We start from the raw sequence: 12,037 nt of genomic DNA, 5'->3' as shown, positions 1-12,037 counted from the left end.
TGTCCGGGACGCGGACGTCGCGGGCATGACGGACGTCAGACGAAGACCGCGTACATGAGCAGGGACATGGCCAGGCCCATAACGGCGACGATCGTGGAGAGGACCGACCAGGTCTTGATGTTCTGGGAGACGCTCATCCCGAAGTATTCCTTCGCCAGCCAGAAGCCGGCGTCGTTGACGTGCGAGAAGAAGAGCGATCCCGCACCCACGGCGAGCGCGATCAGGGAGGCCTCCACCGGTGGGGTGCCCGCCACCATCGGAGCCATGATGCCTGCCGCTGCGGTGGTGGCGACGGTGGCCGAGCCGGTGGCCAGCCGGATCAGGACGGCGAGCAGCCAGCCGAGGACGAGCAGCGGTATGTTCGCCTCCGCGGCGAACTTGCCGATGGCGTCGGCGACGCCGGTGTCCACGATGAGCTGCTTGAAGCCGCCGCCCGCACCGACGATGAGCAGGATTCCGGCGACGGCGGGCAGGCCCGCGGACACGATGGTGCGCACCTCGGCGCGGTTCCGGCCGAGCCGGAAACCGAAGACGACCATGGCGACGAGCACGGCGATGAACATCGCGACGAGCGGGGTGCCGAGGAAGTCCAACAGGTGGTTGTACCAGGCGTCACCGGGGAAGGCGATGTCGACGATCGACTTGGCGAGCATCAGTACGACGGGCAGAGCGACCGCGCCGACGGAAGCGGCGAAGCCCGGCACGCGACGGGCAGCACCCGCCTCCCGCGCCTGCTCGGCCTCCTTGACGAGGGAGGCCACGAGCTCGTCCGGGGCCTCGCTGCGGACATGGCGCGCGATGAACCTGCCGTACAGCGGGCCAGCGATGATCACCGTGGGTATCGCCGCGAGCAGGCCCAGACCGAGCGTGGTGCCGACGTCGGCGTTGAGCGCGCTGACGGCGACCAGCGGGCCGGGGTGCGGCGGCACGAACGCGTGCATGGTGCCCAGGCCCGCGAGGGCCGGCACGGCGAGCAGAACCAGTGGCGTGTTCGTCCGTTTGGCCATGACCACGATGATCGGCACCAGCAGGACGAGCCCCACCTCGAAGAACATCGGCAGGCCGATGACCGCGGCGATCAGCGCCATCGACCACGGCAGCAGACGCGGTCCCGAGCGGGAGCCGATCGTGTCGACGATACGGTCGACGCCTCCCGAATCGGCGAGGAGCTTGCCGAGGATCGCGCCGAGCGCGATCAGAGCGCCGGTGGAACCGAGCGTGGAGCCCATTCCGGTGCTGAACGAGTCGACGACCTTGGACAGTTCGGTGCCCGAGCCTATGCCGAGGACGACGGAACCGCCGATGAGGGCGACGAACGGATGGAAGTCGAGGATCGCGATCAGCGAGATGATCACGCCGATGGCGAGAGCGACCATGACGATGAGCCGGGTGTCGTGCCCGGTCCAGGGCGCGGTCGCCGCAGCCAGGATGTCGGCCCGGGGCAGAACGAGCGGAGACAATGCGGGTGCATCCTTACGTCGTTGTAAGTCGTGGTAAGGGGTGTTTCGACTCGACGGGGCGAGCGGCGTCGAGGGAGTTTCAGCAGCCGGCGGCGGGCTCGCCTTCGCCGTCGGCGGCCGCAGCCGTGTCGTATGCGTCGAGGGCGGCGACCTTCTCACCCGAGGGCGAGGACTCGTCGAAGCGGTAACCGAGCCACTCACGCACCAGCCGGCGGGCGAGTTCGAGGCCGATGACGCGCTGGCCCATGGTGAGGACCTGGGCGTTGTTGCTCAGCACCGCACGCTCGACGGAGAAGCTGTCGTGGGCCGTGACGGCACGGATGCCACGCACCTTGTTGGCACTGATCGCGACGCCGAGCCCGGTGCCGCACAGCAGCAGAGCCCGGTCGGCCTCCCCCTCGGCGACCACACGAGCCGCGGCCACCCCGATGTGCGGGTAGGCGGTGTGCTCGTCCGCTGCGACACCGACGTCGATGACGGAGGCGACGCGCGGATCGGCTTCCAGATCGGCCTTGAGGGCTTCCTTGTACGCGTATCCGGCGTCGTCGCAGCCGATGACGATGCGGAGCGGGGCGAGGGGCTGGTCGTGCTGGTCGTGCTGGTTATGCGTCATATCGGGTTTCCCGGGAGGGTGATGGGGTGGTGGTCGAGGTCGTTCAGGCCGTGCACGCCATAGCCGCAGTTCAGCCGTTGCCGTCGCCGTTGCCGAGCAGAGCCGCGACCGTGCGGGCGCACAGGGCCAGGGAGAGGGCTCCGGCGTCGGGGGTGCCGAGGCTGCGTTCGGCCAGCGGGCGCGCGCGGCCCATGCGCGGGGTGAGCGCGGCGGTGGCGGCGGCGGCCTCGGTGGCCACGGACGCGGCCTCCGCCAAGGCGGAGCGTGGGTTCTCGCCGCGCGCGACGCCTGCGGTGAAGGTGTCGACGAGGGGGGCGAGGGCGTCGACAAGGGTCTTGTCGCCGGGCTTCGCGCCGCCGAGCGAGGTGACGGCATCGAGAGCGGCGCGGGCACCCGCGGCGGCGCGTACGCCGTCGGCCCGGCCCGTGTCGCCGAGCTCCTGTGCCAAGGCGCGCAGGGCGACGCCCCACAGCACTCCGGAGGTGCCGCCGGCCTCGTCGGCCCAGGCGTCGGCGGCGGCGCTCAGAAGCGAACGGGCACCCGCCTGACGCGAGTGGGCTTCCTCGGCAGCCCGTGCGGCCGCGTCGATGCCCTTGGTCATGCCGCGCCCGTGGTCGCCGTCGCCGGCGACCGCGTCGATGCGGCCGAGCTCCGTGGCGGCCTCGTGCAGCGCGGCGCGCAACGCGTGCAGGACGGCGAGGGTGTCGGCCGCGGCCGCGCGCGAGGCGGCGTCCCCCTGGGTGATCAGGGCCTTGGGCGTCGCTTCAGGCACGGCACAACGCCGGTCCGAGGCCTTCGGCAGAGGCAGCGGCAGCCGGCTGAAGCCCGGGGTGTCGGCGGCCGCGCACCACCAACGCTCCAGGTCTTCATCGAGCCACATCAGAGTGAGGGAGCAGGCGGCCATGTCGAGGCTGGTGACGAGCTCGCCGACCTCGGGCCGCACCACGGTGAGCCCGGCATCGGCCAGCCGGTCGGCGACGTGGCCCCACAGCAGGAACAGTTCCTCGTACTTGGTGGCGCCCAGTCCGTTGAGGATCGCTGCGACGCGCGTTCCCGCCCCTTCCGGGCGCTCGGCGAGGAGCCGCTCGACGAGGATGCGGGCGATCGCCGGGGCGTCGGCCATGTCGGCGTCGTGCACGCCGGGTTCGCCGTGGATGCCGAGGCCGATGGCCATCTTCCCCTCGGCGACCGTGAACAGCGGAGTGTCGGCACCGGGCATGGTGCAGCCGTCGAAGGCGATGCCGAAGGAGTACGTACGGTCGTTGGCGTGACGGGCCGCGGCTTCGACGTCGTCCAGGTCGTGGCCTTCCTCGGCGGCCGCGCCGGCGACCTTGAAGACGGTGAAGTCGCCTGCGATGCCCCGGCGTTCGTGGCGCTGCTCGGCGGGAGCGCTGGCCACGTCGTCGGTGACCAGGACGGTGCGGGTGTCGATGCCGGCGTGGCGCAGCCGGGCCTGGGCCATGCCGAAGTTCATGCGGTCGCCCGCGTAGTTGCCGAAGGAGAAGAGGACTCCGCCGCCGGTGTCGGCGGCCCGCGCCACGGATTCGGCCTGCCGGGCGGAGGGCGAGGTGAAGATGTTGCCGACCACGGCGCCCGCCGCGAGCCCCTCCCCCACCAGTCCGCTGAATGCGGGGTAGTGCCCAGAACCGCCGCCGATGATGACGGCGACCCGGCCCGCGCCCTGCGGCCGGGTGCGGACGACACCGCCGGGCACCACGGTGACGTGCTCAGGATAGGCCGCGGCGAAGCCTCGCAGCTGGTCCTCGCTGAAGCGGTCGGGATCGTCGAAGAGCCGGGTCATGGCGGGTGAGCTCCTTCTCGGAGAAGTACTGACGGGTGCGGGCACGGGTGCGAGGTTTCGTCGCCCACCGAGGGCACTTGTGGGGTAAGGGCAGTACGGCGCCGGGCTGCATCACCGTGCCGCCCCCCTACTTGCATCGTTGCGGCGCAGAGCGCTGCTCAGCCCCCGTTGCGGCGCGGCAGGATGCGCCTGAGGTACTCGCGGTTGGAGGCAGCCACGCTCAGGCCGTCGCCACCGTAGTGCTCGACGCAGAACGCGCCGGTGTAGCCGTGTGCAAGGGCGATGCGGACGGCCTGGCGGTAACTGACGAAGCCGGACTCCATGGGGGCCGGGGAGGTCAGAACGGTTCCCGTGGCGGGGTCCTCGACGCGGTAGTAGCTCTTCACATGCCAGTAGTTGGCGTGCGGCAGCGTCTTGGTGACCATCGACTCCCAGGACTCGATGGGGCGTTGCATCCGGATGAGGTTGCCGAGATCCGGATTGAGGCCGACGTTGTCGCGGTCGATGTCGGTGAGCAGGGCGACGGCGGAGTCGGCGGTGCCGAGGTAGGTGTCCTCGTACATCTCCAGGGACAGCTCCACGCCCACCGAGGCGGCGTGGTCGGCGAGTTCGCGCAGGCGGGTGACGGCCTTGTTCCAGGTATCGCGATCGCCGACCGGGTCCTTGGGGCCCGGCACCGTCCAGAACCAGAGCACGGCCTGCTGCTCGGGGGTGAGCGGGCGATGCAGGCCGACCGAGACGAGCGGGACACCGAGAGCGGCGGCTGCCTCGATGGTGCGGTGCGAGTAGGCGAGGTTGGCGTCGCCGTCGACGGGGTCGATGACGCTGCGGCGGATCGCTGAGATGGCCGGGGCGGTGAGGCCGACCTTGGCCAGCGTGTCCCGCAGCTCCTCGAGGCGGGCGGGGGCGAGGTCGCCGGGGCGCAGCCAGCCGTCGGTCAGATCGACCTCGGTGAACCCTGCGTCCACGACCTCCTGCAAGGTTTCGGCCCACTGCTGGGCGGTTTGATCCTGGGTGGAGACACCATCGGGCCCAACGTTCGGGAACTGCAGGAGGGCTGCGGCGATCGGCCAGGTGTCTGCGGTGTGAGTCGTCATCGGCTCCCTTTCTCTATTTCCTATAGGATCTAGAAAATAGAAACCTGTCAAGGTGGTCTCATCTCACGAACCGCTTCCCGGCAAGACCGAGCTCAACTGACCCTGGACGGGCAGCCCCGATGGCGATGTCGAGGCCGCACGGCACCCCAGCAGAGTCGCTCGAGGGGCGAACACCGCCGAACCGCACTGTGTGAGCAGCTCTCAGGCAGCCTCATGCCCAACCGGCGACAGCACCCCTATTACCCCGCAAGTCACGGCTGCAGGCCGCGCAGCAGCACGGCGAGCCCCCCGAGGAACTCCTGGTCGGCGCTGACGTTCCGCGCATGCCGCGCGGTCTCGGTCATGTACGGGAACTCGTCCGGCGGCAGGGCGGAGACGGCGAGTGTGCCCTCGCCGGACAGGGGCCCAAGGTGTTCCAGCTGGATCGCCCCGATGACATAACCGAGAAGAGTGCGCAGTGCGATGACCCGCTGCTCGCCTTCGAAGCCCGCCTCGGTGAGGATGGCGAGCACCGCCTCAGACCAGCGCAGCACGCCGGGTGACCGGTGCCGGTGGGTGAGCGTCAGCGGGACGACCGACGGATGGGCGCCCACCGTGTCACGCAGACGCCGCACCAAGATCTCGATGCGCTCGCGCCATGACGCGCCCGGAGGCGGCGGCTCGGTGTCGACGGCGCCGAGCACCAGCTCGACGACGAGCCGTTCGAGTTCCTCGCGGTCGTTCACGTACCGGTAGAGCGCCATCGTGCTCAACCCGAGTTCCTTGGCGACCACGCGCATCGACAGCCCGGCGAGCCCGTCGCGGTCGATGACCGACAGCGCGGCGGCGGCGATCTGCCCGGAAGCGAGGGAACGAGGTCGTGGCATGAGGGTTGACAGCGTAGGGCATACGCCTACCCTCGTAGGTGTACGGCATACGCCTACCGAGGGGGAACCATATGTCCAACTCCCGCACCACCTGGGAACGCACAATCCTGCGTCCCGGCGACCGAGTCACCACACGCGAGCTGAGCCCCGTCACCGGACCCCCGCTCGCCCTCCCCGCACCCGACGGACGCCTCACCCATGTGCAGTTCCGCCGGTTCGCGGGATGCCCCGTCTGCAATCTGCACCTGCGATCCATGACGGTCCGTCATCCGGAGATCGAGGCCGCGGGCATCCGCGAAGTCGCCGTCTTCCACTCCCCCGCCGGCGAACTGCGGCAGTATGCCGACACGCTCCCGTTCGCCCTTGTCGCCGATCCCGGCAAGCGCCTGTACGCCGAATTCGGCGTCGAGTCGGCGCCCCGAGCCCTGCTGGATCCCCGAGTGTGGCTCCACGTGCTGCGGGCACTTCTGCGCAGTACGGCGATGCTGGTGCGCGGACGCGAAAGCCTCCCGTCCCGGCGTCAGCCGCACGGCCGCCTCGGCCTCCCCGCGGACTTCCTCCTCGCCCCCGACGGCACCGTCCTGGCCGCGAAGTACGGCAACCACGCGTACGACCAGTGGACCGTGGACGAGCTGCTGAAGCTGGCATCCCAGGCGCCGCAGTCGCCTCCTTTTGAGGCAGCTCCACAGGGTGCGACCCCGCGCAGCCAGCACGCCACCACCGAGGAATGACCGGATCTGGCTCGCACGGCCGAGCGGAGAAGCCTCGCCCTCTACGCTGCTGGGATGACTACGGGCGACGAAGCGGGAAGGCGTCCGCCGCTATCGGGGTTTCCGCCGACGCGGGTCGCCGATCGAGGGCGTGGCTGGTACCGGGGTGACTGCCACGTGCATTCGGCGTCCTCGAACGGCGGCGAGCTGACACCGGATCAGCTTGCGGCGGGTGCCCGTGCGGTAGGGCTCGATTTCCTCGCGACCACCGAGCACAACACCGCCGCCACGCATGGCGCCTGGAGCCGGCACGCCGACGACGATCTGCTGGTGATCCTTGGCCAAGAGGTCACAAGCCGGACCGGACACTGGCTCGCGCTGGGGGTCCTCCCGGGACAGGTCGTCGACTGGCGCTATGGAGTACGGGACAACGTGCTCGACCGGCATCTGGACGAGATCCACCGAGCCGGAGGGCTCTGCGTAGCGGCCCACCCCCACGCGCCCTATCCGTCGGGCACCTTCATGTACCCGTATCAAGGCTTCGACGTGGTCGAGGTGTGGAACGGGCAGTGGAGTTCGGACGTACCGTGGCAGGCGGACAACGAGGCGGCCCTGGCCGACTGGAGGCGCAGCCTGGCCGCGGATGTCCACCAGGGGCGATGGCGGCCGGCGATGGGTAACAGCGACACCCATCTGGAGGGCCAGATCGGCATTCCGCACACCGTCGTGCTGGCCGACGAGCTGAGTGCCGACGCGATCCTCGCCGGCATCCGCGCGGGCCGCAGCTGGATCGCCGGGTCGTCCGCCGTCGAGCTGTCGTTCACAGTCTCCACTGACCACGGCAGCGCCGGGATCGGTGAGCGGTTGAAGACCGGTGCTGAGCCAGCCGTGGCGCGAGTTGGCGTAAATGGCGTGCCCTCAGGCAGGGTCAGCTTCCACACCCCGAGGGGAGAGGCGTACCGCGCATCACTGCCCGATACGGGATCAGGCACAGTCGAGTGGCACACCAGCGCGGAGGAGTCGGCGTTCATCCGCATCGAGGTCCGCGACCCGGAGGGTCACATGGCGGCGCTCAGCAACCCGATCATCCTGATCTGAAGGAAGCCGACAGCTGGGCGTGGCCGAGCGTGGAGAACAGCGTTTGAGGCGGCTGAAGCGGCGCTCGACCAGATTGCACTTCCAGCTGCGGCCTTTGCGGTGGGCGGACCGGTCCTCGGCTTGCCCGATCACAGCGCAGATGGCCGAAATCGCCTTCTCCGGCAGGCGGTTGAGTCGTCTGGCGGTGATTGCGGTCAGGACGGGGACGGCGGTGTGAGAGCCGTGCGGGCGCTGTTCGAACTCCCGTTGAACGCGAAACGAACACCCCGTACCGCCTACAACGCTGCCCCGGTCACTGACGTCACACAGATGCATCTACTCTTCTCCGATTACGCCAAAAGGACCACACATGAAGCTACGTCGTACGTTGTCGGCTGCTGCCGCGACCGCCGCTCTCGTCCCGGCAGCGGTCCTGACGGCAACCGCCGCCCGAGCCGACGGCGGTTCGTCGGCCTCCCCCTCCGCGTCTGCGTCCAGCCCTGCAGCCAGCGCCAGCGCGGCCCCTTCGAGCTCCGCGATACCGTCGTCCCCCGCCGCGACGTCCGCCCCGAGCTCGCCGAGCGCCTCGCCCACCGCATCGCCGACCCCGTGCCACAACGGCCCCTCCTCCAAGGTTCACTTCAAGATCGAGGGACTGCCCAGCAAGATCGCTGCCGGCAGCGGCTGGCACACCTTCACCATGAACGTGGCCAACACCAGCAGCACACCCGTCGGCGCGGTCGAAGCGTCGGTCAGCGTGAACAACGGCAACGCCAGTGAGAACGCGGACCTGTGGGCCCACGCCTACCTCGAGTACTGGGACGCCGGCAGCAGCAAATGGCTGACCCTGAAGGACGAGGGCAAAAACCAGGACCGCGACACCGGCATCATCTTCGGCTACACCAACCTGGACGCCAATGAGTCCGCCGACCTGAAATTCCGCCTGGAGATCGACGCCGACGCCACACCCGGCGACAGCTACGCCACCGGCGGCGGCACCTATGTGGAGCCGGAGAAGAACTGCACCGACGGCACCACAACGGAGGTCCATTTCGACGTGCTCGCCCCCGGCGAGCAGGGCGGCGGTTCCGGCACGGGCAGCGCGGAGCCGACGCCGAGCGCCAGCACGTCGCAGGGCGGCACGTCGAGCCCTTCGGCCACCGGGAACCTCGCCGAGACGGGTTCTTCCTCCGCACTCCCGGCGATCGCCGCAGTCGGCGGCTTGGCCGTGGTGGCCGGCGCGGGCGCGGTGTTCATGATGCGGCGCCGGAGGAACGGCTCCGCCCCGGTGTGACCTCGACCTGGGCCAGGAAGTTCCGCCGTCAGCCGGGCCCCGCACGTCCGTGTGACGTCGCGGGGTCGGACGGCAGTGATCGGCTGCGCGTCCACTCCGGGTAATGGGCGGTTGCTCGGCCGACCCGGACTCCACCTCGCAGGCATCCTCCTGTGCCCAACCGGACGATCAGTGGCCAGAGAATCGCCCCAGGCCCGGCGAACGGTGCCCCAAGCCCGGGGCTGGGGCTGGGGCTGGTGCAGGACAGCATCAGCCCTCCAGGCCACGCACTCCCCGCTATCCGAACTGGCCGGGCTGGTAGTCGCCGGCAGGCTGCCGGAGGATGACGTTCATCCGGTTGAAGGCGTTGATGAGGGCGATCAACGACACCAGTGCGATGAGCTGCTCCTCGTCGTAGTGCTTGGCGGCATTCGCCCACGCCTCGTCCGTGACCCCACCGGCCGCATCCGCGATGCGAGTGCCCTGCTCCGCCAGCTCCAGCGCAGCACGCTCGGCCTCTGTGAAGACCGTGGCCTCCCGCCACACCGCGACCAGGTTGAGGCGCACCGACGACTCACCGGCGGCGGCAGCGTCCTTGGTGTGCATGTCGGTGCAGAAACCGCACCCGTTGATCTGACTCGCGCGGATTTTCACCAGCTCCTGCGTCGCGGGAGGCAGCGTCGAGTCGGAAACGACCTGGCCTGCCGAGACGATGTGCTTCACGAACTTGCCTGCGGTCGGGTTACCGAAGACGTTCAAACGGGCATCCATCGTGGACTCCTCTGCCGTTGTCGGTGGCTACACACCTATGACGGAACGGCTCGGAGCGATGTGACATGGACGAATGTGACGTGCGTCTCCCACCCTGCGCTTGCGGGAGCGACCTTGAACATGCGAGCGCCCAGTGGCCTGCCAGACGTGACTCCGCGGCCGCTGTGGCTCGGGCACACTTGATGAAGACCGCCCGCGCAGTATCGTCGGGGGGAGGCGCTCGCCTCGGCGATCAGCTCCCCGTCGGCGGATCAGATGCCCGAACGACCGGACGTGTGTCCAGGAGGCCCTCGATCAGCCCCTGTCGGGCAAGTTCTGACGCCGAGACCAACAAGGAGGGTCGACTCCGGCAGCGCTCACCGCCTAGGGCTGCAGGCGGACGGTCATCTTCACAGTCACGTCGTCCCCTGCCGAGAGGCCCTGCGGCTTGCGTACGGCGTTCTTGAGCGGCAGCAGGTAGCCGCCGTCCTTGGGGAAGAGCGATGTGGTGAAGGCGACCTCGCCGATCCGTGCCTCGACCGGGATCACACCCCAGCCGTACGTGGCCATCGCGGCCACCTCGCTGATGTCGGCGGACTCTTCATCCGGAACGGGGACGAAGTAGTACGGCGACGGCCCGCGCCATTCGATCACCCGGCCGGCGAAGAAGAGTTCCATGAGGTCAGTCTCGATTCTCGAGTACGGTCAGGTCACGCTCGGCGAACATGCGGTGCCACCACTCCTCGTTGAGGACGACCGGCAGGCACTCGCGGACGAGGAAGGTCTCGCCCTCGTCCGGCCAGCCGGGACCCACGAGCGGCTGCGTCAGGCTGTCGAGTTGCTCGTCACTCAGGCCGTCGGCCACCCGCCGCATCATCGCCATCGCCTCCAGCTTCAAGGCGAGCGCCTCGTCGAGCGACGGGCGCGCGTCACGGTAGTGCGGCACTCCCGGCCGGGGACCCATCTGGCCCCACGGCAGGGACAGCGGGTGCCAAGGGCTGGGATCGCCCAAAATGCAGCGGCCGACCCACGACTCGATCGCGAACGCGAGGTGGCGCAGGGTCTGGATGAACGACCACTCGCCGTCGACCGAATCGTGCAGCATCTCCGGGGACAGCCGGCGCGCCCGCGCGACGGTCGACTGCCACAGCCGCTCGTTGAGGTTCCAGGCATCCCGGAATCCCTCGGAGGTGGTCGGCCGGAACAAAGGGCGGTCGGGGTGTCGGCGGTCCAGCCCCGGCCTCGGCGGCCATCCGAGCGATGTATTGAGCGCACGCCAGATCTTCATCGGCCTGTCCATCGTCGCCAGTGACCACGAACGTGACACTGTCACTCTTGCGTGTCCGCAAGAGCCGAGCCGTCGCCTCCGCCACCACGAAGCTGGCGCACAGCACCAGCGACGCCTCCTTGACCGCAAGGGCGCCGACCGTCCCTGCCGTGGTTTTCTGCACAACGGTCCGTCCGCCAACGTCAATAGACCGCAGCAGGCCCGGCGAGTTGACGGTGTCGAACCCGGGCGCGGGCGGACCGTCTTTGAGCGCCACCCAATCCGGGTGGCGAGCCTTGAGCACCAAGGCTTCGTCCAGCGACTCAGCAAGAACGATCTTCTCCGCCCCTCCTGGGCAAAGGCCCAGGCAGCCACGGTGAAAGCACGCATGACGTCGACTACGACCGCCACGGACGGGGCCTCGACCAGATCAGCGATACCAAGGAAACGAGCGTCCATTCCGGTCATGATCGCGCACGCCCGGCATCTGCCCCGGCACCTTCCGCCACATCCACCAGGGCCAGTAGCGGTTCCGTGAAGGCCAGGTGGCGGGTGCGGCCGATGCTAGTCGAAGCGCTTCGACCGTGATGTCCGCAGGTGAAAGAAATGTATATTCCTGCGCAGAGCCTTGAGCCTTGCTGTTCAGACGCCCCATCATTACTGTCCGCAGACGCAAGCGCTTCGACAATTCGTACCTGCGTCTGGCGAGCCCGGTGCTTGAAAGTAAGGGGACCGAGCACCGTTCCCGCAGTTCTTGAGCGCGCCACCTCGACGACACGAGCCACCCACCATCGCGAGCAGCACCGCATGCGAACGGAGCGAAGGTGTCAACATGTCAGCTGATCGACCGTCTCGGCCGCCTCGCTTTCGGCGGGGACTCCAACTGCGAGCAGTGGAAGGAACCACTTCGCCCAGGGCCGGCCATCAAGCCGATCAGTCGGCCTGGGCCCTGTCGTCAAATTCCCGTCGTCCGCCCGGAGGGCGGGCCTCGCGGCGTCTGGTGCGTGCGATCGCAAGGCGCCGGAGCGCCCTCGTGGCGGAGCCACGTGGGCGTTTCGGCAACGCGGCGAGCGTGCGTGCCAGACACCGCGAGGCAGGCGGGAATTTGACGACAGGGCCTAGC

General features: G+C 69.1%; 11 protein-coding genes and 1 pseudogene. 3 read left to right on the top strand and 9 right to left on the bottom strand.

All coding sequences use genetic code 11. The features are described from left to right. Positions 1 to 35: 35 nt before the first annotated feature. The 5 genes from ACWD4J_RS37470 to ACWD4J_RS37450 form a co-directional block, all read right to left on the bottom strand. Positions 36 to 1,460, bottom strand: coding sequence for a GntT/GntP/DsdX family permease (locus ACWD4J_RS37470; RefSeq protein WP_451400002.1), 1,425 nt, complete (start codon positions 1,458 to 1,460; stop codon positions 36 to 38). Positions 1,461 to 1,539: 79 nt separating this feature from the next. Beyond that, positions 1,540 to 2,073 (bottom strand): ribose-5-phosphate isomerase, encoded by a 534-nt coding sequence (locus ACWD4J_RS37465; RefSeq protein WP_451400001.1) that lies wholly within the window; start codon positions 2,071 to 2,073, stop codon positions 1,540 to 1,542. A 70-nt stretch (positions 2,074 to 2,143) separates the two neighbouring features. Beyond that, positions 2,144 to 3,874, bottom strand: coding sequence for a dihydroxyacetone kinase family protein (locus tag ACWD4J_RS37460; protein WP_451400000.1), 1,731 nt, complete (start codon positions 3,872 to 3,874; stop codon positions 2,144 to 2,146). 158 nt (positions 3,875 to 4,032) lie between these two features. After that, complete coding sequence (locus tag ACWD4J_RS37455; RefSeq protein WP_451399999.1) at positions 4,033 to 4,971, bottom strand: sugar phosphate isomerase/epimerase family protein; 939 nt, start codon at positions 4,969 to 4,971, stop codon at positions 4,033 to 4,035. 251 nt (positions 4,972 to 5,222) lie between these two features. Continuing rightward, complete coding sequence (locus ACWD4J_RS37450) at positions 5,223 to 5,837, bottom strand: TetR/AcrR family transcriptional regulator (protein ID WP_451399998.1); 615 nt, start codon at positions 5,835 to 5,837, stop codon at positions 5,223 to 5,225. Between the two features lie 71 nt (positions 5,838 to 5,908). On the opposite strand from ACWD4J_RS37450, the gene ACWD4J_RS37445 reads away from it, so the two are divergent. From ACWD4J_RS37445 to ACWD4J_RS37435, 3 genes are all read left to right on the top strand, one after another. Continuing rightward, positions 5,909 to 6,568: a peroxiredoxin-like family protein gene (locus tag ACWD4J_RS37445; RefSeq protein WP_451399997.1), complete on the top strand. Its 660-nt coding sequence runs from the start codon at positions 5,909 to 5,911 to the stop codon at positions 6,566 to 6,568. 54 nt (positions 6,569 to 6,622) lie between these two features. After that, entirely contained in the window at positions 6,623 to 7,645 is a 1,023-nt protein-coding gene (locus tag ACWD4J_RS37440) for a CehA/McbA family metallohydrolase (RefSeq protein ID WP_451399996.1), read from the top strand. Positions 7,646 to 7,994: 349 nt separating this feature from the next. After that, a complete protein-coding gene (locus ACWD4J_RS37435) occupies positions 7,995 to 8,918 on the top strand; it encodes an LAETG motif-containing sortase-dependent surface protein (RefSeq protein WP_451399995.1) in 924 nt (307 codons plus the stop codon). Positions 8,919 to 9,194: 276 nt separating this feature from the next. Here ACWD4J_RS37435 and ACWD4J_RS37430 read toward each other — a convergent pair whose 3' ends face one another. From ACWD4J_RS37430 to ACWD4J_RS37415, 4 genes and pseudogenes are all read right to left on the bottom strand, one after another. Then, positions 9,195 to 9,668 carry a carboxymuconolactone decarboxylase family protein gene (locus tag ACWD4J_RS37430; protein WP_451399994.1) on the bottom strand — a complete coding sequence of 158 codons (474 nt, stop codon included), beginning with the start codon at positions 9,666 to 9,668 and terminating at the stop codon, positions 9,195 to 9,197. A 363-nt stretch (positions 9,669 to 10,031) separates the two neighbouring features. Continuing rightward, positions 10,032 to 10,325, bottom strand: a complete 294-nt coding sequence (locus tag ACWD4J_RS37425) for a DUF1905 domain-containing protein (RefSeq protein WP_451399993.1) — start codon at positions 10,323 to 10,325, stop codon at positions 10,032 to 10,034. Positions 10,326 to 10,329: 4 nt separating this feature from the next. Further along, positions 10,330 to 10,752 carry a DinB family protein gene (locus ACWD4J_RS37420; RefSeq protein WP_451399992.1) on the bottom strand — a complete coding sequence of 141 codons (423 nt, stop codon included), beginning with the start codon at positions 10,750 to 10,752 and terminating at the stop codon, positions 10,330 to 10,332. A 130-nt stretch (positions 10,753 to 10,882) separates the two neighbouring features. Then, positions 10,883 to 11,373, bottom strand: a pseudogene (locus ACWD4J_RS37415) (2-phosphosulfolactate phosphatase); the annotation flags it as partial. Positions 11,374 to 12,037: the final 664 nt, after the last annotated feature.

The organism is Streptomyces sp. NPDC002577 (assembly GCF_053594815.1).
Note: the sequence above shows the minus strand (reverse complement) of the source record. Positions and strands in the feature narration are given on the sequence as shown.